The following is a 26,015-nucleotide window of genomic DNA, read 5'->3' as shown; positions in this document are numbered from 1 at the left end:
TCACCTGTACAGCCAGTACGCCGCGCGGGTGATTTTGCCACCGCTGGCGAGATATAGGTTTAAGGCCGCGAGGTTGCCGGTCTGGGTGGCGACGTGTAAACGCGACACTCCCTGTTCAGCACACCACTGTTTCGCAGCCGCCATTAATATTCTGCCCACTCCCCGCCCCTGACACTCAGGTCTGACGGCCAGCAGGCCAATTCTTGCTTCATCTGTCGACAGCTTTCGCAGCGTCACAAATCCGGCGTCCTTCCCCTGATCCTCTGCCCACAGGCAAAGATGATCAAAGGTGCCGAGCACCGCTTTTTCCGCCCACATCGCATAGAAACGGGCGCTGTCATCCGGCTGATACCAGGGTGCGCGAAAACGGCTGAGGTGAAACGCCTGACGGGCGATAGCCACCACATCGTGGATCTCTTCCGGCACTGCCGGACGCCCTGCGGCCAGCGCGCTATCCTGCGCCACCACATCGATACACACGTCAGTTTCGCCTTCCGCCAGACGAAAGCCCAGCGCAGAGAGCGCATCCAGCGTGGGCAGCTGGTCGGCGGCAACTTTCACCTGCACCAGCGCATACGCTGCCAGAGCCTGCGCCGTGACGTCGCCCGTAGAATCATCGAGCGTCAGCTTCGCGCTCTGCAACCGGAAGAATTCACTCTCCCAGCTGAGGGGGTCAAGCGTGCCGCGCAGGCTTATCGCCATACGCCTTTTGTATCCACGATCCATGCCTGATCAACCTGAGCGGCGGGGATCGCTTTAAAGGAAGCATGATCAACCAGCATGACCAGCAGATCGGCACTTTCCAGCGCCTCTTCCAGAGAATGCAGGGTGACTTTTTCCGCCAGGGAAACGGGAAGCTGATGAACATTCGGTTCGACTGCCCAGGTTTCGCCGGCATGCCAGTCAGCAATCAGATGCGTAACTTCAACCGCAGGGCTTTCGCGCAAATCGTCGATATTGGGTTTAAATGCCAGGCCAAAGCAGGCGATTTTCACATCGGCGGCACGTTTTCCGGTGGCGGTCAGGCAATCTGCCAGCGCCGCTTTCACGCGATCGACCACCCAGTGCGGTTTACTGTCGTTCACTTCGCGGGCGGTGCGGATAATCCGCGCCAGCTCAGGGTTTTGCGCGACGATAAACCACGGATCAACGGCGATACAGTGACCGCCCACGCCAGGGCCTGGCTGCAAAATATTCACGCGTGGATGGCGGTTCGCCAGCGCAATCAGCTCCCAGACGTTAATCCCCTGCGCATCGCAAATCAGCGATAACTCATTGGCAAAAGCGATATTCACATCGCGGAAGCTGTTTTCAGTCAGCTTGCACATTTCGGCGGTGCGGGAATTGGTAACGACACATTCCCCTTTGAGGAAAATGTTATACAGCTCGCTGGCACGCTGCGAACACCGCGCCGTCATGCCACCGATAACACGATCGTTTTTGATAAGCTCGACCATCACCTGCCCTGGCAATACGCGCTCCGGACAATACGCAATGCTGATATCCGCCTGCTCACCCGCCTGTTGCGGGAAACTCAGGTCAGTACGCGCTTCTGCCAGCCATGCGGCCATCTGCTCCGTCGCGCCGACCGGCGATGTCGATTCCAGAATGATCAGGTCGCCTTTCTTCAGCACCGGTGCCAGTGAGCGCGCGGCAGATTCGACGAATTTCATGTCCGGCTGATGATCGCCTTTGAATGGCGTCGGCACGGCAATCAGGAAAGCGTCTGCGGGTTCCGGTTGGGTCACGGCACGCAGGAATCCATCGTCGACCGCCTGCTTCACCAGCAGATCAAGATCGGGCTCAACAATATGAATGGCGCCACGGTTAATGGTGTCGACCGCGTGCTGATTGATGTCCACGCCCACCACTTTTTTCTGGTGTGAAGCAAAAGCAGCGGCGGTAGGCAGACCGATGTAACCCAGTCCGATAACAGAGATCGTGTTAAAGCTCATTGCGATACCCAATGATTTTTCAATGCGTCAAGAATGTGGTGACACGCATGTCCGTCACCGTAAGGATTGTGCGCCCGGCTCATGCTGTCGTACTCATCTTCATCCGTCAGCAGGCGGGTCACTTCCTCTACAATTTTAGCGGTATCCGTGCCAACCAGCCGGACTGTTTTGGCATCAACAGCTTCCGGACGCTCTGTCGTTTCCCGCATCACCAGCACCGGTTTACCCAGCGACGGCGCTTCTTCCTGCACGCCGCCGGAATCCGTCAGGATCAGATAAGCTTTGTCCATCAGGTAGACAAACGGCAGGTAGTCCTGAGGATCGATAAGCACAATGTTATCGATGCCATGCAGAATGCGATTCACCGGCTCAGTGACGTTAGGATTGAGGTGCACCGGATACACAATTTGGACATCCGGGTGCTGGCGGGCGATGTCAGCAAGCGCAGTGCAAATCCTCTCGAACCCGCCACCAAAGCTTTCACGGCGGTGACCGGTGACCAGAATCAGCTTTTTATCTGCGTCCAGGAAGGGATAACTGGCGGCGAGTTGTTGCGCCAGTGAATCATCGCTGCTAAAGCGATCCCTGACCCACAGCAAGGCATCAATCACCGTATTGCCGGTAACGTAAATCCCCTGCGCGGGGATGTTTTCCCTGAGCAAATTCGCTTTGGCATTTTCCGTCGGCGCGAAATGCCATTTGGCCAGATGCCCCGTCAGCAGACGGTTCGCTTCTTCCGGCCACGGCGACGAGAGATCGCCGGTGCGCAATCCGGCTTCAACGTGCCCCACCGGAATTTGATGATAAAACGCCGCCAGACTGGCGGACAGCGTGGTCGTGGTATCGCCATGAACCAGCACGACATCAGGTTTGAAATCATCCAGCACGGGTTTCAGCCCGGCCAGAATCCGGCAGGTAATTTCAGTCAATCCCTGCCCCGGCTTCATGATATTGAGATCATAATCCGGTGTAATTTCAAAGAGACGCAATACCTGGTCGAGCATTTCACGGTGCTGTGCCGTGACACAAACTTTGGATTCAAATGCCGCATCCTGCGACAAAGCATGCACCAGCGGCGCCATTTTTATGGCTTCCGGACGGGTGCCGAAGATCGTCAACACTTTCACAATGTGTTTCTCTTATTTTTACGACGCGTCAGGGCAACGCCTGCTCCGATCAGACCACCGACAATACCCCACATGATCATCAGGAATACGCGGCGCGGGCTGTCACGTTTTACAGGCTCTTCAGGCGTACGGAGATAACGGTAAGTCTGAAACTTCGCGGTCAGCGTCGGGCCAACATTTAGCGTCGAAAGCATCGCGCGGTTCTGATCATACTCCAGATCGTAGCCAGGGCCTGAAGCTTGTAGCAGTTCAAGGCGCGCTTTTAGCATCGGTACACCGAGCAGGAACATGTCGGAGTCCGGCAGTTCTTCAGCGGGCGTTTCCGTCACACTCTTATTAATATTCTGCTGCTGAGCAATTTTCAGCGCCTGCTCGGTGTTATTCGCAGTACGTTTGAAAATGGTTTGTGCGACCTCTTCCTGACGCTTTACCTGCGCTTTCATCGACTGCGTACGTGCGGCCCATGCGCCCTGAAGTTCATCGTAAAGATACTGAGAGGCGCGGGCACTGGCAAAATTCACGTACTGGCGCAGCAGCTTGTTAGCATCGGCGGAGTTTTCAGCAGTCAGTTTGACAATATCGTTCGGCACTTTGATTCCGTCGCGTGCGGTGAACTGGATATCGTTAATCAGTTCATCCAGCAAGACGGCATCCGCACGCGCATCACCTTCCTGACGCTGTTTGTAGTAAGGAGATTGCTGCCAGAAATCCCGGCGGGTGTCATAAGCCGCCAGTTGCATCACAAACTCGTTGTAGGCTTCATCTGAAATCGGTGGCCGGCTCGCATCAGTCTGCGGCGCAGTACGCATATCCAGATTGCGCAGGAACTGCGCCTGAGAGAAATAGGAAGACAAGTTGTTTACCGTCGGGCGGTCGGTGATCGCCGTTGAACTCCACTCTTGTTTCATCAGATAGGAGGAGCCGAGAGCGACAAGTGCGAACAGTATTGCCAGACCCGCAATCCAGAATTTACCTTTCCATAAAGTGCAGCACAGGCCGCGGATATCGAGTTCGTTTTCGATGGCGCGTTCATTCTGGTTACTTGTCATTTCTGATTTATCCACAGCCAGTAAGCCTCGGGTTAAAATTGATCAGTGAACGGAGGAGCGGCGTAAACGCCTTTTTACCCGTCTAATAAACCGTGCAACCCGCCAGGCGCGTTTAATGCACACGCCGTAAAGCAGGAATGCGAGGAAGAATAAAACCAACATCAGCCATTCAGGCACCAGCGGCTGATGTTCTCCAATTACGCCAATAACCGCAAGGATTGCAGCCGCAAGGGTGATCAAAACAAAGGCCTGCCGGGAAGTAAAACCGGCGCGCATGATCAAATGATGAATATGCTGACGGTCAGCCGAGAACGGGCTCATGCCTTTGCGCAGCCGACGATACATAATAGCAATCATATCCATCAGCGGGATGGCAATGAGCCACAGCGCGGTCACCGGATTCATCGGATGTGATTCGCCTTGCGTGCTTTGCAGCAGGATCCAAATCACCGTGAAGCCAATCAGCGTACTGCCCGCATCGCCCATGAAGACTTTATAGCGGTGGCCCAAAACACCCAGATTAAGCAGGATGTAAGGCAGCGTCGCCGCAATCATCGCGAAGCACCACAATGCCAGCTCCATGTGTCCGCTGTCGTACATGATGATGCCCATCGCACCAAAGCTGACGCAGGAAAGTCCGCCCAGTAAACCGTCTATGCCGTCGACCATGTTAAAAGCATTGATCGCAGCCCAGACAGCAAACAGCGTGAAGAGATAGCCAAACGGCCCGAGCATCATTTCCCACGGGCCGATCAGATGGCCGAGATTCCGCAGCGTGAGGTTCGCAAAACTCATCATGATGACCGCGACCGTCGCCTGCACCAGCGCACGGATTTTTACGCTGATGTCATAGCGATCGTCCAGCGCACCGACGAGCACCAGCAAGCCTGCGCAGACCAGATAAAGTTGACCGTGGGGGATTCGATAATCGGTAATGAGGAAGGTGAAGCAGATCCCTGCATAAACGGAGATACCGCCGACCAGTGGAACCATACCCTGATGGCGTTTGCGGAAATTGGGTTTATCTACCAGCCCGATTTTATACGCAACCTTCCTGGCAACGAATAAAAACAGGAATGAAAATAAGAAAACGACGACGAGTTCAGTACTCATATTGAGTAAGTTCACAGTTAAGAGATCTCTGCAAAAATAAGGTGCGTGGAGTTGAGCGCAAGAACATCATAAACCTCACAGTCTTATATCTAATCATGGGGTGACAGTGATGGTTTGTCTCAGGCAATACCTTATCTGTTGCCCTTTCTTTATGTCATCAGACAGTCCGCCGACAAAATAAAGAAAGGGCAATGGAAAAACCATCAGTTATTATCCGAATAATCTGACTATTTCTCCGAAGTTGCATTATGGTAGCCACCAAATGCAAAAAACGCCACGGCTTAGCGTGGCGTTAGCTGACTTTTACACCAAATTACGAACGCTTCATCATGTCGAAGAAATCGTCATTGGTTTTGGTCATGGCGAGCTTGTTAATGAGGAATTCCATCGCGTCAATTTCACCCATTGGATGGATGATTTTACGCAGGATCCACATTTTTTGCAGCTCTTCAGACGTGGTCAACAGCTCTTCTTTACGGGTACCAGAACGGTTGTAATCGATGGCCGGGAACACACGTTTCTCAGCGATTTTACGCGCCAGATGCAGTTCCATGTTGCCGGTACCTTTAAATTCTTCATAGATAACTTCATCCATTTTAGAACCGGTATCGACCAGCGCGGTCGCGATGATGGTCAGGCTGCCGCCCTCTTCCACGTTACGTGCTGCACCGAAGAAACGTTTTGGACGGTGTAAGGCGTTGGCATCAACACCACCGGTCAGGACTTTACCTGACGCCGGAACCACGGTGTTGTAAGCACGAGCAAGACGAGTGATGGAGTCCAGCAAGATGATGACGTCTTTCTTATGCTCAACCAGGCGTTTCGCTTTTTCGATAACCATTTCGGCTACCTGAACGTGGCGGGAAGCCGGTTCGTCAAAGGTGGATGCGATAACTTCGCCTTTCACCAGACGTTGCATCTCGGTCACTTCTTCCGGACGTTCATCAATCAGCAGAACCATCAACACACAGTCAGGATGGTTGTACGCAATGCTGGTTGCGATGTTTTGCAGCAGCATGGTTTTACCGGCTTTCGGCGGAGCAACAATCAGACCACGTTGACCGCGACCAATTGGAGAAGCCAGATCCAGTACGCGTGCCGTTAAATCTTCGGTTGAACCGTTACCACGTTCCATGCGCAGACGTGAATTTGCGTGCAGAGGGGTTAAGTTTTCAAACAGGATTTTGTTGCGGGCGTTTTCTGGTTTGTCGAAGTTAACTTCATTAACTTTCAACAGGGCAAAATAGCGTTCACCTTCTTTAGGTGGGCGGATTTTACCGGAAATGGTGTCGCCAGTGCGAAGGTTGAAGCGGCGGATTTGGCTTGGAGATACGTAGATGTCGTCGGGGCCTGCGAGGTAGGAACTGTCTCCGGAGCGGAGGAAACCAAATCCATCCTGCAATATCTCGAGGACGCCATCACCGAAGATATCTTCTCCGCTTTTAGCATGCTGCTTCAATATTGAAAAGATAATGTCTTGCTTGCGCATGCGGGCCTGATTTTCCAGTCCCATATTTTCGCCGAGTGCAATCAGGTCAGAGACCGGCGTATTCTTTAATTCGGTAAGATTCATAATGGTGGGTTCTTAAACTCGGGGTATGTCTCGAACATCTGTCGTGAATGGGTATGGCAGGGTCATCCATGCCTGTTTGTGTAGAACACTCAAGTAACAGCTTAAAAATCCAGCCGCAGGCAGTCGCCAGCGAGCGATTCTAGAGGGGCAAACTGATATTGAGGTGTCTTAAAGCCGATTTTTTTAAAACCGTTAGATGGTCAAGCACAGTGCCAGTTCAATTTAATTTTTATTCAAAGAAACTATCAGGCAGATGTTTTTGACACAACAGAGTAAAACGTAAGAATCAAACTACAGGTAAGCTCTATTTGCAGTAAGCGTAAACTTAGCACGCTTCTTGACAGGCGTCTAGCGGACATTGTGAAAAACACGGCAGCCCGCTAAACACCTGGCTTGGGTCATCCCGACCGCTTACAGATTAGCTGTTAAGAACTCTTTCAGCTGACCTTTCGACAGTGCGCCAACTTTAGTTGCTGCGACTTCGCCGCCTTTAAATAACAGCAGGGTAGGAATACCACGGATGCCGTATTTAGGTGCAGTACCTGGGTTTTCGTCGATGTTCAACTTCGCGATGGTCAGCTTGCCTTCGAACTCAGTGGCAATTTCATCCAGAATCGGAGCGATCATTTTACATGGTCCGCACCACTCAGCCCAGAAATCGACCAGCACCAGCCCTTCGGCTTTCAATACGTCGTTGTCGAAACTGTCATCGGTCAGGTGAATAATTTTATCGCTCATGTTCTACTCCAAAGGATTATCTTTACCTTGTTGATGTAGCATTAACCAACATTAGGTTGACTTTATTTCACCGGATACGCTTTCGTAAAGCAATAGTTAGCTGATATTCTACCACACTATGAGCAAAACACACTTGACCGAAAAGAAGTTTTCCGACTTCGCCCTGCACCCGCTTGCAGTGGAAGCCCTTGAAAAGAAAGGCTTCCATTACTGCACACCTATCCAGGCATTAGCATTGCCAATCACGCTCGCTGGGCGTGATGTTGCAGGTCAGGCGCAAACCGGTACCGGCAAGACGCTGGCTTTTCTAGCGTCTACTTTCCATTATCTGCTTTCTCACCCTGCTGCGGAGGGTCGTAAGACCAACCAGCCGCGTGCCTTGATCATGGCACCTACACGTGAACTCGCGGTGCAGATCCACTCCGATGCCGAAGCATTATCCGAGTCTACCGGCCTGAAATTAGGTCTGGCATACGGCGGTGACGGCTACGACAAACAGCTTAAAGTTCTGGAAAGCGGCGTGGACATCCTGATTGGGACCACTGGCCGTCTTATCGATTACGCAAAACAGAACCACATCGACCTGGGCGCGATTCAGGTGGTGGTACTGGATGAAGCAGACCGCATGTTCGATCTGGGCTTCATCAAAGATATCCGCTGGATCTTCCGCCGGATGCCGCCTGCTACTGAACGTCTGAACATGCTGTTCTCAGCGACGCTGTCCTATCGCGTGAAAGAACTGGCGTTTGAAAACATGAATAATGCCGAGTCGATTGAGATCGAACCGGAGCAAAAAACAGGTCACCGTATTCAGGAAGAGCTGTTCTATCCTTCCAATGAAGAAAAGATGCGCCTGTTGCAGACGCTGATTGAAGAAGAATGGCCAGATCGCTGCATCATTTTCGCCAATACCAAGCACCGCTGTGAAGACGTCTGGGGCCATCTGGCTGCCGATGGTCATCGCGTCGGTTTGCTGACCGGTGACGTTCCTCAGAAAAAACGCCTGCGCGTTCTGGAAGACTTCACTAAAGGCACGCTGGATATTCTGGTTGCCACTGACGTGGCTGCGCGCGGCTTGCACATTCCTGCCGTGACACACGTCTTCAACTATGACTTACCTGATGACTGTGAAGATTACGTTCACCGTATCGGTCGTACCGGCCGTGCTGGCCTGAGCGGTCATTCCATCAGCCTGGCATGTGAAGAATATGCCCTGAACCTGACGGCGATCGAAACCTATACCGGCCACAGTATTCCGGTCAGCAAATACAGCAGCGAAGCACTGTTGACTGATTTGCCTGCGCCAAAACGTCTGGCACGTTCACGCACCGGCAATGGTCCGCGTCGTAACAGCAATTCGTCTTCGCGTCGCAGCAGTGCACCGCGCAGCAACCGTAAACGTCCGGGCTGATAACCTATGCTAAGCTCCACCTCACTCTACGCAGCAATCGATCTGGGCTCTAACAGCTTTCATATGCTGGTTGTTCGTGAGGTGGCAGGCAGTATCCAGACCCTCGCCAGAATCAAGCGCAAAGTGCGTCTGGCTGCCGGTCTGGATAAGCAGAACCTGCTTTCTCAGGAAGCCATGCAACGCGGCTGGCAATGTCTGAAGCTGTTTTCTGAAAGATTGCAGGATATCCCACGCGCACAAATCCGCGTGGTCGCCACGGCGACGCTGCGGCTTGCCAGTAATGCCGATGAATTTCTCATCAAAGCGCAGGAAATCCTTGGCTGCCCGATTCAGGTGATTACCGGTGAAGAGGAAGCCCGCCTGATTTATCACGGCGTCGCCCATACCACGGGGGGTCCGGATAAACGTCTGGTGGTGGATATTGGCGGCGGCAGCACCGAATTAGTAACCGGTGTCGGCGCACAGGCGATTACCCTTTTCAGCATGCCAATGGGCTGTGTGACCTGGCTGGAGCGCTATTTTACCGACCGCAATCTGGCAAAGGAAAACTTCGATCAGGCCGAACAGGCTGCGATCGAGATGATCCTGCCGGTGGCACCGGATCTTATCGCGAACGGCTGGCAAATCTGCGTCGGTGCTTCCGGCACCGTCCAGGCTTTGCAGGAAATCATGGTCGCGCAAGGCATGGATGAGCGCATCACTCTGCCTAAACTTCAGCAGCTCAAACAGCGCGCGATTCAGTGCGGTAAACTGGAAGAGCTGGAAATTGAAGGCCTGACTCTCGAACGTGCGCTGGTTTTCCCAAGCGGACTGTCCATTCTGATCGCCATTTTCAAAACGCTGAACATCGAAACGATGACACTGGCCGGCGGCGCGCTGCGCGAAGGTCTGGTGTACGGCATGCTGCATTTGCCGATCGAGCACGATATCCGCCAGCGTACATTGCGTAATCTGCAACGTCGCTATCTGCTGGATAATGAGCAGGCGCAACGCGTGGCACAGCTGGCGGAGAACTTCTCGCTGCAGGTGGCACAGGAATGGAAGCTGGATGCCCGCGCCCGTGAGTTACTCAACAGCGCCTGTCTGATCCACGAAATAGGTTTGAGCGTCGATTTCAAAAAGGCCCCGCAACACGCGGCTTATCTGATCCGGCATTTAGACTTACCGGGTTTCACTCCGGCACAGAAAAAACTGCTGGCGACCCTTCTGCAGAACCAGAACAGCACACTCGATTTGCCGTTGCTGAATGAGCAAAATGCTTTGCCGCCTCGTCTGGCGCAGCGCCTTTGCCGAATTCTGCGCCTGGCGATTATCTTTGCCAGCCGTCGTCGCGACGACACATTGCCTGCCGTGCGTTTACGCGCTAACGATGATGAGCTGAGTGTGATTGTGCCGCAGGGCTGGCTGGAACAGCATCCGCTGCGGGCCGAAGAGTTAGAACAGGAAAGTCACTGGCAGAGTTATGTCCACTGGCCGCTGTTTGTCGAAGAGCAGAGCTGAATTTTTCGACACACCGTCATGCTACTAAGGCAGGGTTTATCCCCTGCCTTTTCTTTGTCTGTCAATTTCCGCCTTTGGCTTTCGCCAGTTGTTCACGGATTTTTTCCAGATGGCTCTGCCCTTTCACCATGCGTTCCTGCGCGCTCACCACTTTACGTTCACTTTCCCACGCCAGATCGTCCTGCGGTAATTCCATCAGGAAACGGCTCGGTTCCGGGCGGATCAGCTCGCCATATTGGCGACGCTCACGGCAAAGGGTAAACGTCAGCTCTTTCTGCGCACGGGTAATCCCCACATAAGCCAGACGCCGCTCTTCATCCACGTTATCTTCATCAATGCTGCTCTGGTGCGGCAACAGCCCCTCTTCCATACCGACCAGATAGACATACGGGAACTCAAGGCCTTTTGAGGCATGCAGCGTCATCAGCTGGACCTGATCCAACTCTTCGTCGTTTTCACCGCGCTCCATCATGTCACGCAGCGTAAAGCGCGTGACCACCTGCGTGAGCGTCATCGGCTCATCCAGATCGGTGCCTTCGAGCATTTCGGTCATCCAGCTGAACAGCTGATTGACGTTTTTCATGCGCATCTCGGCGGCTTTCGGGCTCGGCGACGTTTCGAACAGCCAGCTTTCGTAATCAACCCCGTGGATCAAATCCCGCACGGCGGCGACAGGTTCACGTTCTGCCAGCTCGGAAATATTGCCCATCCAGTGGGTGAAACGTTGCAAAGATTCCAGCCCGCGACCGGTCAGGGACTGGCTCAAGCCCATATCAAAACTGGCTTTGAACAACCCTTTGTTACGCTGATTCGCCCACTCACCCAGTTTCTGTAAGGTGGCGGCACCGATTTCGCGACGCGGCGTATTCACGATACGCAGGAAAGCGCTGTCGTCGTCCGGGTTGGTCAGCACGCGCAGATACGCCAGCAGGTCTTTGATCTCCGGGCGTGAGAAGAAAGAGGTGCCACCGGAAATCCGGTACGGAATGCGGTTCTGCATCAGCATTTTTTCAAACAGACGCGACTGGTGATTACCGCGGTACAAAATCGCGTAATCGCCGTAAGCGGTTTTATTGATGAAGTGATGAGCGATCAGCTCGCCCACGACGCGTTCCGCTTCATGGTCTTCATTATTTGCCGTCACAACTTTCAGTGATTCGCCGTAAGCCAGCTCAGAGAACAAACGCTTCTCGAACACATGCGGGTTATTGGCGATCAGGATGTTGGCGGCTTTCAGGATGCGTTGCGTGGAACGGTAGTTCTGCTCCAGCTTGATCACCTGCAACTGCGGGAAATCTTCTTTCAGCAGCACCAGGTTTTGCGGTCGTGCACCGCGCCAGGAGTAAATCGACTGGTCATCGTCCCCTACCACCGTAAAGCGCGCGCGGTTACCCACCAACAGTTTCACCATCATGTACTGGCTGGTGTTGGTGTCCTGATATTCATCGACCAGCAGATAACGCAGCTTGTTCTGCCAGCGCTCGCGCACTTCTTCATTCTTCTGCAACAGCAGCGTCGGCAGCAGGATCAGATCATCGAAATCGAGAATATTACAGGCGCGCATGTGGTCGTGATAAAGGCTGTAGCAATGCGCGAAAATCTGATCGCGTTCCGAACGCGCCAGTCCGGCGGCATGAGAAGGATCCACCAGATCATTTTTCCAGTTTGAGATCGTGGAAACCAGCTGCTGCAATAACGTTTTGTCGTTCTCCAGCCACTTCTCGCTCAGCTCTTTGAGCAGCGCCAGCTGGTCCTGATCGTCAAACAGAGAAAAGTTAGATTTCATGCCCAGCGCAGCAAATTCGCGTTTGATGATTTCCAGCCCCAACGTATGGAAGGTGGCAATCAGCAGCCCCCGCGCTTCTTTGCGCCCGAGGGTTTGTCCGACACGCTCTTTCATTTCGCGCGCGGCTTTGTTGGTAAAGGTCACGGCCGCAATGTGACGTGCCTGATAGCCACATTCACGGATCAGGTGTGCGATTTTATTGGTAATCACCCTGGTTTTGCCGGAGCCGGCACCCGCCAGAACCAGGCAGGGTCCGGTGACAGATTCGACGGCGTGTTGTTGGCTGGGGTTTAATCGCATGGCGTATTTTTGCTCACCTGATAGACAAGGACGGCGATTGTAGCAGAAACGTCGGCTGAGATTGACAGGCTTTACCGTGCAATTTGTTATCCCGGAACGCAGGCCGGATTCCCCATGCGCCGTTGCAGATGTTACATTACGCGTCTGGAAACACTCTCGCAAAAAGGTCTACATCATGGCAAAAACTGCTGCAGCAATGCATATCCTGGTAAAGGAAGAAGCACAGGCACTGGAACTTCTGGAACAACTGAAGAACGGTGGCGATTTTGAGAAGCTGGCTAAGAAGCACTCTACCTGCCCGTCAGGTAAGAAAGGCGGCCATTTAGGTGAATTCAAGCAAGGCGCAATGGTGCCGGCTTTCGATAAAGTGGTTTTCTCTGCACCGCTGATCGAGCCACAAGGCCCGCTGCACACTCAGTTCGGTTACCACATCATTAAGATTTTGTACCGCAACTAAGTTCTGCCTCTGTCAGAACCAAAAGAAAGGGCACCGCATTTTCATGCAGTGCCCTTTTTATTTCTATTTCATACCTGAGGGTTAACGAATTAACTCGCTACCGCAATGCGTTTCATGTCAGTCATATAGCCACGCAGAGTGCGGCCAATTGACTCGATCGGGTGATTGCGAATCGCTTCGTTAACATCACGCAGCTGCGCGTTATCAACCTGCGTTTCAGCCACTGATTTGCCCAAATCGCCCGCCTGCAGCGTGGTCATGAACTCTTTCAGCAACGGTACGGCGGCGTTAGCGAACAGGTAGTTACCGTATTCTGCGGTATCAGAGATAACCACGTTCATTTCGTACAGACGCTTACGTGCAACGGTGTTGGCGATCAGCGGCAGTTCGTGCAGTGATTCGTAGTAAGCAGACTCTTCGATGATGCCGGAAGCCACCATGGTTTCGAAGGCCAGCTCAACGCCCGCTTTCACCATCGCAATCATCACAACGCCGTGGTCGAAGTATTCCTGCTCAGAGATTTTACCGTCGAACTGTGGTGCGTTTTCGAACGCAGTGGCGCCCGTTTCTTCACGCCAGGTCAGCAGGTTTTTGTCGTCGTTCGCCCAGTCAGCCATCATGCCGCTGGAGAATTCGCCGGAGATGATGTCGTCCATGTGTTTCTGGAACAGTGGCGCCATGATCTCTTTCAGTTGTTCGGACAGCGCATAAGCACGCAGTTTCGCCGGGTTGGACAGACGGTCCATCATCAGCGTGATGCCGCCTTGTTTCAGCGCTTCGGTGATGGTTTCCCAGCCGAACTGCAGCAGTTTTTCTGCGTAAGCTTCATCAACGCCGTCAGCAACCAGTTTGTCGAAGCACAGCAGAGAACCGGCCTGCAACATACCGCACAGGATAGTCTGCTCGCCCATCAGGTCAGATTTCACTTCGGCAACGAAGGAAGACTGCAGAACGCCCGCACGGTGGCCGCCGGTGGCTGCTGCCCAGGCTTTAGCAATCGCCATGCCTTCGCCTTTCGGATCGTTTTCCGGGTGAACTGCGATCAGCGTCGGTACACCGAAACCGCGTTTGTATTCTTCACGTACTTCGGTGCCCGGACATTTCGGCGCAACCATCACCACGGTGATGTCTTTACGGATTTGCTCGCCCACTTCAACGATGTTGAAACCGTGGGAATAGCCCAGGGTTGCGCCATCTTTCATCAGAGGCTGAACGGCTTTTACTACCGCGCTGTGCTGTTTGTCTGGCGTCAGGTTAACCACCAGATCCGCCTGCGGGATCAGTTCTTCGTAAGTGCCGACTTTAAAGCCGTTTTCAGTCGCTTTACGCCATGAAGCGCGTTTCTCGGCAATCGCTTCTGCACGCAGGGTATATGACACATCCAGGCCAGAATCACGCATGTTCAGACCCTGGTTCAAACCTTGTGCGCCACAGCCCACGATCACCACTTTTTTACCTTTGAGGTAGCTGGCTTCGTCGGCGAATTCATCGCGACCCATGAAGCGGCATTTGCCCAGTTGTGCCAGCTGCTGGCGCAGGTTCAGTGTGTTGAAATAGTTAGCCATGTCTTGCTCCGTTCTTTCGAGGTAAGTGCTGTTATTTTTTGTTTCACCGGTGAGCCGGTGAACGCCGTGAATTCACTATATGTCATGCGACATATTGCTTAAATTGATATATTACGAAGATGACGTTGCAGATTATGCAATACTCCTGAACAGCCATCTTTAATGCGAGAAAACCGGGTAATCGTTATGGACTTACGTGATCTGAAACTGTTTTTACATCTGGCGGAAAGCCGCCATTTTGGCCGTTCATCGAAGGCGATGCATGTCAGCCCGTCCACGCTTTCGCGCCAGATCCAGCGGCTGGAAGAGGAGCTCGGCCAGCCGCTGTTTCAGCGTGATAACCGCACCGTGCAGCTGACCAGCGCGGGCGAACAGCTCAGAAACTTTGCCCAGCAGACGCTGCTGCATTACCAGCAACTGCGCAGCGGGCTGGATCAGCATGGCCCGACGCTGAGCGGCGAACTGCGTCTGTTTTGCTCGGTGACCGCCGCCTACAGCCATCTGCCGCCGATTCTGGACCGCTTCCGCGCACAGCATCCGCTGGTCGAAATCAAACTGACCACCGGCGATGCCGCCGATGCGGTCGAAAAAGTGCAGTCTACCGACGCGGATTTAGGTATCGCCGGACATCCTGAAAGTCTGCCGGGCAGCGTCGATTTCGCAAAGATTGGCGAAATCTCAATGATCCTGATTTCGCCTTCCCTGCCCTGCGCGGTACGCACCCAGGTCAGCGAACCTCATCCCGACTGGTCGCGGATCCCGTTTATTCTTCCCGAGCATGGCCCGGCGCGAAAACGTATCGACATCTGGTTCAAACGCAACCGTCTGACTAATCCGCTGATTTACGCCACGGTGTCCGGCCATGAAGCGATTGTTTCGATGGTCGCGCTTGGCTGCGGCATTGCGCTGATCCCGTCGGTCGTGGTCGACAACAGCCCGGAATCCATCCGCAACCGCATTACCATTCTGGATAACGTTGCCGTCGGCGCACCGCTGGAGCTGGGCGTCTGCGTGCAGAAAAAACGCCTCAACGAACCGCTGATTGACGCGTTCTGGCAGTTGCTCTGAGCCTTTCAGGCAATAAAAAACGGGACGCTTTTCAGGCGTCCCGTTTTCGTTATCAGCCCGCTAAGAAGAAGCGGAATGCCGGATTATCACTTTCGTTGTGACAGTCATAACCCAACGCCTTCAGGTTCTGTTCGAACTCCGGCTCTTCCTCGTTCAGCTCAAACGCTGCCAGCACGCGACCAAAATCGGTGCCGTGGCTGCGATAATGGAATAGCGAAATATTCCAGTGCGTGCCCAGCGTGTGCAGGAATTTCAGCAAAGCGCCGGGGGATTCCGGGAACTCAAAGCTGTAAAGCCGCTCGCGCAGAGGCTTGGTCGGACGCCCGCCCACCATGTAACGCACATGCAGTTTCGCCATTTCATCATCAGAAAGATCGACCACCTGATAACCGTCGTGATTCAGTTCGTCGATGATTTCCAGACGTTCCGCATGTCCGCGCGTCAGACGCACGCCGACGAAAATGCAGGCGTTGTCGGCATCGGCATAACGGTAATTGAACTCCGTTACCGAACGGCCACCCAACAGCTGACAGAATTTCAGGAAGCTGCCTTTGCGCTCAGGAATGGTCACCGCCAGCAGCGCTTCGCGTTGCTCGCCCAGCTCGCAGCGTTCTGACACATAACGCAGACCGTGGAAATTCACGTTCGCGCCGGAAAGCACATGCGCCAGACGCTCGCCCTGAATGTTGTGCTGCTGAACGTATTTCTTCAGCCCCGCCAGCGCCAGCGCGCCGGAAGGTTCAGCAATCGCACGCACATCTTCGAACAAATCTTTCACGGCCGCGCAGATAGAATCACTGTCAACGGTGATCACATCATCCAGATATTCACGACACAGGCGGAAGGTTTCCGTCCCGATGCGCTTCACGGCCACGCCTTCGGCGAACAACCCGACACGCGCCAGATCAACCGGTTCACCGGCATCGAGTGCCGCGCGCAGACAAGCCGAATCTTCCGCTTCAACGCCGATCACCTGAATCTGCGGCATCAGCTGTTTGATCAGTACTGCGACACCCGCCGCAAGCCCACCGCCACCGACGGGCACGAAGACGCGGTCCAGATGCGCATCCTGTTGCAGCAGTTCCATCGCCAGCGTGCCCTGTCCGGCGATCACCGCCGGATGGTCAAACGGCGGCACAAAGGTCATGCCCTGTTCCTGCGACAGCGTAATCGCTTTGGCTTTCGCCTCATCGAAATTCGCACCATGCAGCAGCACTTCGCCACCGAAATTACGCACGGCATCGACCTTGATGTCAGCGGTCGCCACCGGCATCACGATCAGCGATTTAATGCCTTTTTTGGTCGCCGAAAGCGCAACGCCCTGTGCGTGGTTACCGGCAGAAGCCGTAATCACGCCGCGTGCGGCCTGCTCTTCGGTCAGGCTGGCGATCATGGAATACGCACCGCGCAGTTTAAAACTGTGAACAGCCTGGCGGTCCTCCCTCTTCACCAGAATGGTGTTACCCAGCCGGGAAGAGATCTTTTCCATGACCTGCAAAGGCGTCACCTGTGCGACTTCATAAACCGGCGCACGCAGCACGGCGCGCAGATATTCGGCACCACCCGGCTGATCGGGCAGAGGTTGAGATACCGCCATGGCCTTTAGCCTCCCAGCTTAGACTTGTCGCGAACGGCGCCTTTATCGGCACTGGTCGCCAGCAATGCGTAAGCACGCAGCGCCAGAGACACCACGCGTTCGCGGTTCTTCGGCGTCCAGGCTTTGTCGCCACGCGCCAGTTCGGCTTCGTGACGGGCAGCCAGTTCAGCCGCAGGAACGTCCAGTACCATTTTGCGGTTCGGAATATCGATATCAATGATGTCGCCATCCTCCACCAGCGCAATCATGCCGCCGCTGCCCGCTTCCGGAGAAACGTGGCCGATGGACAGGCCGGAAGTGCCGCCGGAGAAACGACCGTCGGTGATCAGCGCACACTCTTTGCCCAGACCCATGGATTTCAGGTAGGTGGTCGGATACAGCATTTCCTGCATGCCCGGACCGCCTTTTGGCCCTTCGTAGCGGATAACCACGACGTCGCCGGACACAACTTTGCCACCGAGGATTGCGGAAACCGCATCATCCTGGCTTTCGTACACTTTGGCCGGGCCACGGAAAGTCAGGTTGGATTTATCCACGCCTGCGGTTTTCACGATACTGCCCGCTTCGGCGATGTTGCCGTAAAGCACGGCCAGACCGCCGTCTTTGCTGAACGCATGTTCCAGCGAGCGGATACACCCTTCCGCGCGGTCATCATCCAGCGTGTCCCAGCGGCAATCCTGAGAGAATGCCTGCGTGGTACGGATACCTGCCGGGCCTGCGCGGAACATTTTTTTCACCGCTTCGTCTTTGGTCAGCATGATGTCGTACTGTTCAAGCGTCTGCGTCAGATTCAGGCCCAGGATGTTTTTCACGTCGCGGTTCAGCAGGTTCGCACGATCCAGCTCGCCCAAAATTGCCAGCACGCCACCGGCGCGGTGAACGTCCTCCATATGATATTTCGGCGTGCTCGGTGCCACTTTACACAGGTGTGGTACAACGCGTGACAGACGGTCGATGTCGATCATATCGAACTCGATGCCGCCTTCCTGCGCCGCAGCCAACAGGTGAAGAACGGTGTTAGTGGAACCGCCCATGGCGATATCCAGCGTCATGGCATTTTCGAATGCCGCTTTGCTGGCGATGTTGCGTGGCAACGCGGATTCATCATCTTTTTCGTAATAACGTTTGGTCAGCTCAACGATACGACGACCGGCATTCAGGAACAGATCCCGGCGGTCGGCGTGGGTCGCCAGCAATGAACCGTTACCCGGCTGAGACAGGCCCAGCGCTTCGGTCAGACAGTTCATGGAGTTGGCGGTGAACATACCGGAACAGGAACCACAGGTCGGACAGGCAGAACGTTCGATTTGTTCGCTGTCAGCATCGCTGACGTTCGGGTTTGCGCCCTGAATCATCGCATCGACCAGGTCGAGTTTGATGATTTTGTCGGACAGCTTGGTTTTACCGGCTTCCATCGGACCGCCGGAAACGAAGATCACCGGAATGTTCAGGCGCAGTGACGCCATCAGCATTCCCGGGGTGATTTTGTCGCAGTTGGAAATACACACCATGGCATCGGCGCAGTGCGCGTTCACCATGTATTCCACGGAATCCGCGATCAGTTCGCGCGAAGGCAATGAATACAGCATGCCGCCATGACCCATGGCGATCCCGTCATCCACGGCGATGGTATTAAATTCTTTCGCTACGCCGCCGGAGGCTTCGATTTGCTCGGCAACCAGTTTACCCAGATCGCGCAAGTGAACGTGGCCCGGTACGAACTGGGTAAAGGAGTTGACGACGGCAATAATGGGCTTACCGAAATCGTCATCGGTCATGCCGGTGGCACGCCATAATGCGCGGGCGCCAGCCATGTTGCGGCCATGAGTCGTGGTGTGGGAACGGTACTTAGGCATGCTCTGTTCACTCCAAATCATTTCTGTTTAGCAGGCAGCGAAATCGCTACCTGCGCAATTCTTATTCTTGTGACTACTGAGGGTTGATGGGATCCAGCCAACCCCATTTGTCTTCGGTTTTGCCGGTGAACAGGCCGAAGAACGCATCCTGAATTTGTTTGGTCACCGGACCACGTTTGCCGATGCCGACCTGAATGCCGTCCACGCTGCGTACTGGCGTGATTTCTGCGGCGGTGCCGGACATGAAGACTTCATCTGCCAGATACAGGGATTCACGGGACAATACCTGCTCACGCACTTCCAGACCCATATCTTTCGCCAGTTTAATAATAGCGTCACGGGTGATACCCGGCAGCGCGGAAGAGGTAAACGGAGGCGTGAACAGAATGCCTTCTTTCACTTCAAACAGGTTTTCGCCTGCACCTTCAGAGACATAACCGTGAACGTCCAGCGCGATCCCTTCCTGATAACCGTGGCGACGCGCTTCGCTGCCGACCAGCAATGAGGACAGGTAGTTACCACCGGCTTTCGCGGCAGTGGGAATGGTGTTGGCGGCAACGCGGTTCCAGGAAGACACCATCGCGTCGATGCCCTGTTCCAGCGCTTCTTCACCCAGATAGGCGCCCCACGGGAAGGCGGCAATGATCACGTCAGTTTTGTAGCCATCCGGTGGATTCACACCCATGCCGACATCGCCCACAAACACCAGCGGACGGATATAGGCGCTGACCAGATTGTTTTTGCGCAGGGTTTCGCGGCAGGCTTCCATCAGCTCATCAACACTCTGAGAAACCGGCATACGGTAGATTTTGGCGGAATCGCGCAGACGCTGCATATGTTCACGGTGGCGGAAGACGACCGGACCTTTATGGGAGTCGTAGCAACGTACGCCTTCGAAGACAGACGTGCCGTAATGCAACGCGTGTGACATCACGTGAACCTTCGCGTCTGCCCACGGAACCATCTCGCCATTGAACCAAATGTAATCAGCTTTCTTCGTCATTCTTATCGTCCCTATTACTCACGCATTCGCGCGTATTTGTTGTGATGTGTGTTGCTGGATCTCGACACAGGCGACATCCATAAGTTTGCGTAACTGTGAAGACAGTAAATCTACCGGCCGCTGGCTGGCAACGGTCAATTCGATATTTATGTTTTCCGCATTGACCATCGGGGTCATGTTCATCGCGCATACCTGAAAACCACGGTGGCGAACAACGCGTAATACGCGTTCCAACATTTCAGGGCGGAAACGGGCCTGGATTGAGACGTTATGCTGCATCATGACATTTTCTCCAACATGGTTTCGTTGCCTGCGCCCGGTGGCACCAGAGGCCAGACATTTTCATTTTCGTCGATGGAAACCTGAAGCAAATACGGACCTTCGCTGTTGAAGAAGGCGTCCAGAGCGGCATCGACTTGGTCTTTACGGTGAATACGTTGGCCGGGGATGTTAAATGCGCTGGCCAGCGTCACAAAATCGGGGTTATCGGAGAGGTTGGTTTCACTGAAGCGTCCGTCGAAGAACAATTCCTGCCACTGTCGAACCATCCCTAACCGCTGGTTATCCAGCAGCAGGATTTTGACGGGCAACTGTTTTCGCTTGATGGTGCCCAGCTCCTGAACATTCATCATGAAGGAACCGTCACCGGAAACGCAGATCACCATGTCATCCGGGCGGGCAACCTGTGCGCCGACGGCTGCCGGAACGCCAAAGCCCATAGTGCCCAGACCGCTGGAGGTGATGAAGTTTTCCGGGCGGGTGAACTGCATATGTTGCGCGGTCCACATCTGATGCTGGCCGACGTCAGTCGTCACCACAGTATTCGCCGATTTACGATCAGAGATTTGTTTCAGCAGCAGCGGCGCATAAATCGCTTCGCCCGGATGGTCGTAGCGCCATTCGCCCTGCGCTTTCAGCGTCATCACTTCATCACGCCATGCGTTGATCTTCAGTGGCTGTTGCAGCGCCGGTAACAGCGCATTCAGATCACCCTGCAACGCCACGTGCGCCTGACGCAGTTTGTTCAGCTCAGCCGGATCGATATCCATATGGATAACCGCTGCGTGCGGCGCAAAGGTGTTCAGTTTTCCGGTAACACGGTCATCGAAACGAGCTCCAACGGCGATCAGTAAGTCAGAAGACTGAACCGCCAGATTCGCCGCTTTGGTGCCGTGCATTCCCAACATGCCCAGATAGCAGGGGTCAGTGGCATCCGGCGCGCCCAGGCCTTTCAGCGTGGCCACCGCAGGAATGCCGGTGACCGAGATAAAATCGCGTAATGCAGGAACCGCCTGCGCCATCCCGACACCGCCGCCGATATACAGCATTGGTTTTTGCGCGGCGGCAATCATGGCGCGGGCCTGTTCCAGTGCAGCAACCGGGTGCGGGAAAGATTCTTCCACCGCCAGCAGATGGGGTGGCAGTTCGCCGGTCGCCAGCTGGATGTCTTTCGGGATGTCGATCAGCACCGGGCCCGGACGGCCGGAGCTGGCGATGGCAAATGCTTCAGCCATGATTTCCGGCAATGCGTCCAGCGATTCCACCAGGAAACTGTGTTTGGTGCAGGCCAGGGACAAACCTAAAACGTCGATCTCCTGGAAAGCGTCGGTGCCGATAAAGGCGGAGCCAACCTGACCGGTGATGGCCACCAGCGGAACGGAATCTAACAGCGCGTCGGCCAGACCGGTGATCAGGTTGGTCGCGCCAGGGCCGGAAGTGGCAATACACACGCCGACTTTTCCGGTTGAACGGGCATAGCCGATGGCGGCCATTGCGGCACCTTGCTCGTGCCGGCACAACAGGTGTTCCACGCCGCCGTCATACAGTGCATCGTATACCGGCATGATTGCCCCGCCGGGATAACCAAACACCATATCTACCCCCTGCGCACGCAACGCTTGTACTACCCACTGTGCTCCGTTCATCCTTATTCTCCTGCCTTTTTGCGACAAGTGCAGAACATTATGCTGTTGCTCATTTTCCGACCCCGCTTCACTGTTCTCTGAAATTCCTGACCAAAAAAAAACCCCGGACCTTTCGGTGCGGGGTTTCTTTTCAGGTTCAGGCTTGTTTAATAAGCCTTTCTTCGTCCAAGTGCAGCCCCGCACGGTGGGATAATAATCACCACCACGCTAATCACGACTAGGCTAACTACGAGGAGAAGGGCTTTCATTTTTCGGTTTCTATAATTCATATTGCGAACGATTGCCTACAGAGTTATCACAGTAATGCATTTAATGACAACATTTTTCTTGCGTTATTAATTGCGGCCCGTCGCAGCATCAGCGAAAAATTCAGTGAAAAATCAAACCTTAGCGGGTTGATCGGTCGCCTGATTATTTATTGCTCCTGTTATCGCTTTTCCGCGCGTATCCCGGCCAAACGCCACCAGCACAGAAATCACGATCGCCACCGTCCCGGCCACAATGGCCATCGCCAGTCCGTAGTTATGTCCGTGACTTTCAGCAATGCTTGCCTGCAACGTGGCATTGACCGACGCCAGCAGATTCCCAAGCTGATAAACAAAACCGGGCAGCACCGCGCGGGTATTGGCCGGCACCAGCTCGGTGAGATAAGACGGAATAACGCCCCACGCGCCCTGCACCATAAACTGCATCAGGAAAGCCCCCAGCCCGATGGTCCAGGTTCCGCTGGAGAAAGCCCACAGAGGGATCACCGGTAATGAGAGTAAGGCCGCGATAATAATGGCTTTTTTCCGCCCTATTTTCTCTGACAGCGTGCCAAAGAAGATACCGCCAATGATCGAGGCTATGGTGTAACTGATGGCGATCAGGCTGACCGTATGTGCATCAAAACCATGCTGAACTTTCAGGAATGAGGGGTAGAGATCCTGCGTTCCGTGGCTGAAGAAATTGAACGCCGCCATCAGCACCACCAGATAGACGCAGAGTTTCCAGTGCGTTTTCAGCACCGGCAGCAACGCTGTACTTTCTTTTCGCTCACGGGCGGCCAGCCAGACCGGGGATTCCTGCACTTTGAACCAGATGAACGGCAGCAAGAAAACGGGCACCGCACCGATCACAAACATTCCGCGCCAGCCAACCAGTTCTGAGAACAGCCCGTACACCACCGCCGCCAGCAGATAACCAAACGGATAACCGGCCTGGAAAATCCCCGACATCATGCCGCGTGAACGGTCGGGGATGGTTTCCATCGCCAGTGATGACGCCACACCCCAGACACCGCCCATCGCGATCCCGTAAATCACACGGAGGATCAGGAAAATGGTCAGCGAAGGTGCTGCTGCCGTACACAATTCAAAAATGGAAAAGCAGGCAATGTTCACCATCAGCACCGGCTTACGCCCGTATTTTTCCGCTGCCCGCCCAAACACCAGCGCGCCAATCGGCCGCACTGCCAGCGTCAGTAAAATAGCCAGCGTGACCTCTTTGATATCCACCTGAAATGCGGTCGCTATATCACTGAGAAGAAAGACTAAAATAAAAAAATCGAAGGCGTCGAGAGTCCAGCTCAAAAAACTGGCGATGGCAACGTTTCGCTGCCGTGAAGTCCAACCAAACATGGGTGTATCCCTATTCCGGAAAGATGCAGGCAATGCGCTCAACGAGCCGATCCGGAAAATCCTCGGTGAGGCAGAGAGATGTTAATTAATAATTGGTATTTGTTTGTTTATTGTTAAATACATTCAAATTAAACACCGCTGATGCACAAACCAGCAACTTAATTAGCCCGCTAATTTGTTTCCATACACCACAAGCTGTTAGAGGATGTTGCGACTTATGCGAGACGCCGCACAGCCCTCTGATTTCATTTGCTAAATTCATGAGATTTTTTGCGTAACGTTGCGCAGGGCTGAGATCTTATTTCCGCAACTGTCGGGCATTACGGCATGCTGTTGTCAGGAATTTTCACCGCAAAGGAAAAAGCATGTCATTAGCCGTGGTATTTACGCGCGCATCGCTGGGCGTTCAGGCACCCGGCGTCTCTGTCGAAGTGCATATCAGCAACGGCTTACCCGCGCTGACGCTGGTCGGATTGCCTGAAACCACCGTTAAAGAAGCCAGAGACCGTGTGCGCAGCGCAATCATTAACTGCGGATTCACTTTCCCGGCAAAGCGCATCACCGTGAACCTCGCGCCCGCAGATTTACCCAAGGAAGGCGGCCGCTACGATCTGTCGATAGCGCTGGCGATTCTGGTGGCCTCTGAGCAATTGCAGGGAGATAAGCTGAATGAATATGAATTCTTAGGTGAACTCGGGCTTTCAGGTGCATTACGCAGCGTTAACGGCGCAATCCCGGCCGCACTTGAGGCGCAAAAAGAGGGGCGCATCCTGATCCTCCCGCAAAACAATCAGGCGGAAATGACGCTGCTGGATCCCGGCGTCGCGCGCATCGCCGGACATTTGCTACAGGTTTGCGCCTTTCTTCAGGGCGAAGACAACCTGCCGACCATCGAATACCCGGCGCAGACTTCCGCGCAGGCGAATCCACCCGACATTGCGGAAATCATCGGTCAGGAGCAGTCCAAGCGAGCGCTGGAAGTCGCCGCTGCAGGCGGCCATAACTTACTGCTGATTGGCCCGCCTGGCACAGGCAAAACCATGCTCGCCAGCCGGTTACCCGGATTGCTGCCGCCCCTGAGCAATGAAGAAAAACTGGAAACCGCGGCCATCGCCAGCCTGGTGTATAACCCGGAGGAAGACGGTGAGTTTTCCCGCGTTCGCCCGTTTCGCGCGCCGCATCACAGCACGTCGATGAGTGCGCTGGTTGGCGGCGGTTCGTTGCCCAGACCGGGAGAAATTTCTCTGGCCCACAACGGCGTTCTGTTTCTTGATGAGCTGCCTGAATTTCAGCGTCAGGTTTTGGATGCTCTGCGCCAGCCAATGGAGTCCGGCGAAATCACCATTTCCCGCGCCCGGGCGAAAGTACGCTATCCGGCAAGAGCACAACTGATTGCCGCGATGAATCCCAGCCCGACCGGACATTATCAGGGCGTCCATAACCGCACGCCGCCACAGCAGGTCTTACGCTATCTGAGCCGGCTATCAGGGCCTTTCCTTGACCGTTTCGATTTATCGATTGAAGTACCGCTTTTACCGCCGGGTATTTTGAGCCAGCAAAATCATGCGCCTGTCGTGAGGGAAAGTAGCGCAGAAGTGCGGGAGCGGGTGTTGATCGCCAGGGACATTCAGTTAAATCGGGCGGGGAAAATTAACGCCCATCTCAAAAGCAGTGAAGTTGAGTTGTATTGTGTTTTAACCAAAGCGGATGCGGAATTTCTGGAAGAGGTACTGCATAAACTGGGATTGTCGGTGAGAGCCTGGCATCGCATTCTTAAAGTCGCGCGAACGCTGGCCGATTTGGGGGGCTGTGAAGCCATTGAACGCAAACATATTGCGGAGGCGCTGAGCTATCGCAGCATGGATAGGCTATTGTTAACGCTGCATAAGAGTCTGGCATAAAAAAACGGGGCAGAGCCCCGTTTCATTAGTCGTCGCTTTCCGTGTAGTCTTCTACAGCGTCAGCCTGCGGCTTACCGCCAGACAACGTGTGGAATTTCTTCGGACGACGCGTGCGGACAATGTATTTGTTCCACACTTTTTCTGCATCCGTTACCGGTTCACGCGTACCGCGGCAAACCTCAAGGAACAGCTTTTCTTCGTCGGTTGCTGGCTCGCGTTTTCCCAAATCCAGTTCGTTAAAGGCAAAGCCGTAACGTTCTAGCATTTGCGCTTCTTTAATGGTGAAATCGCCATGCCGGGAGAACCCGCGAGGGTAATGTTTATTATCAAAAAAACGACTTGTCGTGGTGAAGCTTTCCGCCATCTGACACGCTCCTAATTCTCTCATGGTCGTGCTGTTATGGCGCGGAGTATTAGTTAGGCTTGACATTGTGTAAAACAAAACATTTAAATCTTAACGACAAAAATAATT

General features: G+C 54.2%; 22 protein-coding genes. 5 read left to right on the top strand and 17 right to left on the bottom strand.

The features are described from left to right. From rffC to trxA, 7 genes are all read right to left on the bottom strand, one after another. Window positions 1-726 (bottom strand): dTDP-4-amino-4,6-dideoxy-D-galactose acyltransferase, encoded by a 726-nt coding sequence (gene rffC / locus ABSH60_RS10455; RefSeq protein WP_390973843.1) that lies wholly within the window; start codon window positions 724-726, stop codon window positions 1-3. Next, complete coding sequence (gene wecC, locus ABSH60_RS10450; protein ID WP_136375574.1) at window positions 693-1,955, bottom strand: UDP-N-acetyl-D-mannosamine dehydrogenase; 1,263 nt, start codon at window positions 1,953-1,955, stop codon at window positions 693-695. Before wecC ends, rffC begins: the two co-directional genes overlap by 34 nt. Continuing rightward, window positions 1,952-3,082: a non-hydrolyzing UDP-N-acetylglucosamine 2-epimerase gene (gene wecB, locus ABSH60_RS10445; RefSeq protein WP_056772316.1), complete on the bottom strand. Its 1,131-nt coding sequence runs from the start codon at window positions 3,080-3,082 to the stop codon at window positions 1,952-1,954. Before wecB ends, wecC begins: the two co-directional genes overlap by 4 nt. Next, window positions 3,079-4,131 (bottom strand): ECA polysaccharide chain length modulation protein, encoded by a 1,053-nt coding sequence (gene wzzE / locus ABSH60_RS10440; RefSeq protein ID WP_056772319.1) that lies wholly within the window; start codon window positions 4,129-4,131, stop codon window positions 3,079-3,081. Before wzzE ends, wecB begins: the two co-directional genes overlap by 4 nt. Window positions 4,132-4,173: 42 nt before the next feature. Then, window positions 4,174-5,259: a UDP-N-acetylglucosamine--undecaprenyl-phosphate N-acetylglucosaminephosphotransferase gene (wecA, locus tag ABSH60_RS10435; RefSeq protein WP_390973841.1), complete on the bottom strand. Its 1,086-nt coding sequence runs from the start codon at window positions 5,257-5,259 to the stop codon at window positions 4,174-4,176. 298 nt (window positions 5,260-5,557) lie between these two features. After that, complete coding sequence (rho, locus tag ABSH60_RS10430; protein WP_056772325.1) at window positions 5,558-6,817, bottom strand: transcription termination factor Rho; 1,260 nt, start codon at window positions 6,815-6,817, stop codon at window positions 5,558-5,560. A gap of 411 nt (window positions 6,818-7,228) precedes the next feature. Then, entirely contained in the window at window positions 7,229-7,555 is a 327-nt protein-coding gene (trxA, locus tag ABSH60_RS10425; RefSeq protein WP_013577537.1) for a thioredoxin TrxA, read from the bottom strand. A 118-nt stretch (window positions 7,556-7,673) separates the two neighbouring features. Between trxA and rhlB the strand changes: the two genes are divergently transcribed. Together rhlB and gppA are read left to right on the top strand one after the other, a co-directional pair. Next, entirely contained in the window at window positions 7,674-8,966 is a 1,293-nt protein-coding gene (gene rhlB, locus ABSH60_RS10420) for an ATP-dependent RNA helicase RhlB (protein WP_056772328.1), read from the top strand. A gap of 6 nt (window positions 8,967-8,972) precedes the next feature. Next, window positions 8,973-10,466 (top strand): guanosine-5'-triphosphate,3'-diphosphate diphosphatase, encoded by a 1,494-nt coding sequence (gene gppA, locus ABSH60_RS10415; protein WP_122096505.1) that lies wholly within the window; start codon window positions 8,973-8,975, stop codon window positions 10,464-10,466. A 61-nt stretch (window positions 10,467-10,527) separates the two neighbouring features. Here the strand turns inward: gppA and rep are convergent, their stop codons facing one another. Continuing rightward, window positions 10,528-12,552 (bottom strand): DNA helicase Rep, encoded by a 2,025-nt coding sequence (rep, locus tag ABSH60_RS10410; protein ID WP_183850347.1) that lies wholly within the window; start codon window positions 12,550-12,552, stop codon window positions 10,528-10,530. Between the two features lie 175 nt (window positions 12,553-12,727). On the opposite strand from rep, the gene ppiC reads away from it, so the two are divergent. Further along, a complete protein-coding gene (gene ppiC / locus ABSH60_RS10405) occupies window positions 12,728-13,009 on the top strand; it encodes a peptidylprolyl isomerase PpiC (RefSeq protein ID WP_056772340.1) in 282 nt (93 codons plus the stop codon). 89 nt (window positions 13,010-13,098) lie between these two features. Here ppiC and ilvC read toward each other — a convergent pair whose 3' ends face one another. Beyond that, the gene (gene ilvC, locus ABSH60_RS10400; protein WP_056772344.1) at window positions 13,099-14,574 is read right to left on the bottom strand and encodes a ketol-acid reductoisomerase; all 1,476 of its coding nucleotides are present in this window, start codon (window positions 14,572-14,574) and stop codon (window positions 13,099-13,101) included. Window positions 14,575-14,760: 186 nt separating this feature from the next. Between ilvC and ilvY the strand changes: the two genes are divergently transcribed. Then, window positions 14,761-15,642, top strand: a complete 882-nt coding sequence (gene ilvY / locus ABSH60_RS10395; protein WP_056772346.1) for an HTH-type transcriptional activator IlvY — start codon at window positions 14,761-14,763, stop codon at window positions 15,640-15,642. A gap of 52 nt (window positions 15,643-15,694) precedes the next feature. On the opposite strand, the gene ilvA is transcribed toward ilvY, so the two are convergent. The 7 genes from ilvA to ABSH60_RS10360 form a co-directional block, all read right to left on the bottom strand. Then, window positions 15,695-17,239 (bottom strand): threonine ammonia-lyase, biosynthetic, encoded by a 1,545-nt coding sequence (gene ilvA / locus ABSH60_RS10390; protein WP_122096503.1) that lies wholly within the window; start codon window positions 17,237-17,239, stop codon window positions 15,695-15,697. Between the two features lie 5 nt (window positions 17,240-17,244). Beyond that, the gene (gene ilvD / locus ABSH60_RS10385) at window positions 17,245-19,095 is read right to left on the bottom strand and encodes a dihydroxy-acid dehydratase (protein WP_122096502.1); all 1,851 of its coding nucleotides are present in this window, start codon (window positions 19,093-19,095) and stop codon (window positions 17,245-17,247) included. A 73-nt stretch (window positions 19,096-19,168) separates the two neighbouring features. Further along, window positions 19,169-20,098 carry a branched-chain amino acid transaminase gene (locus ABSH60_RS10380; protein ID WP_056772355.1) on the bottom strand — a complete coding sequence of 310 codons (930 nt, stop codon included), beginning with the start codon at window positions 20,096-20,098 and terminating at the stop codon, window positions 19,169-19,171. An 18-nt stretch (window positions 20,099-20,116) separates the two neighbouring features. Continuing rightward, a complete protein-coding gene (gene ilvM / locus ABSH60_RS10375; protein ID WP_013577547.1) occupies window positions 20,117-20,380 on the bottom strand; it encodes an acetolactate synthase 2 small subunit in 264 nt (87 codons plus the stop codon). Further along, window positions 20,377-22,023 carry an acetolactate synthase 2 catalytic subunit gene (gene ilvG, locus ABSH60_RS10370; protein ID WP_390973835.1) on the bottom strand — a complete coding sequence of 549 codons (1,647 nt, stop codon included), beginning with the start codon at window positions 22,021-22,023 and terminating at the stop codon, window positions 20,377-20,379. The genes ilvM and ilvG overlap by 4 nt, the downstream gene beginning before the upstream one ends. A 146-nt stretch (window positions 22,024-22,169) precedes the next feature. Then, a complete protein-coding gene (gene ilvL / locus ABSH60_RS10365) occupies window positions 22,170-22,271 on the bottom strand; it encodes an ilv operon leader peptide (RefSeq protein WP_015699153.1) in 102 nt (33 codons plus the stop codon). Window positions 22,272-22,403: 132 nt separating this feature from the next. Next, the gene (locus tag ABSH60_RS10360; RefSeq protein WP_390973833.1) at window positions 22,404-23,642 is read right to left on the bottom strand and encodes an MFS transporter; all 1,239 of its coding nucleotides are present in this window, start codon (window positions 23,640-23,642) and stop codon (window positions 22,404-22,406) included. 365 nt (window positions 23,643-24,007) lie between these two features. Between ABSH60_RS10360 and ABSH60_RS10355 the strand changes: the two genes are divergently transcribed. Further along, window positions 24,008-25,543, top strand: coding sequence for a YifB family Mg chelatase-like AAA ATPase (locus tag ABSH60_RS10355; protein WP_390973831.1), 1,536 nt, complete (start codon window positions 24,008-24,010; stop codon window positions 25,541-25,543). Between the two features lie 25 nt (window positions 25,544-25,568). Here ABSH60_RS10355 and ABSH60_RS10350 read toward each other — a convergent pair whose 3' ends face one another. After that, window positions 25,569-25,907, bottom strand: a complete 339-nt coding sequence (locus tag ABSH60_RS10350; protein WP_056772365.1) for a DUF413 domain-containing protein — start codon at window positions 25,905-25,907, stop codon at window positions 25,569-25,571. Window positions 25,908-26,015 lie beyond the last annotated feature (108 nt).

Source organism: Rahnella sp. R3(2024), from assembly GCF_042920125.1.
GTDB classification, from domain to species: domain Bacteria; phylum Pseudomonadota; class Gammaproteobacteria; order Enterobacterales; family Enterobacteriaceae; genus Rahnella; species Rahnella rivi.
The sequence above is the reverse complement of the archived record's forward strand: the minus strand, read 5'-3'. Positions and strand labels throughout refer to the sequence as shown.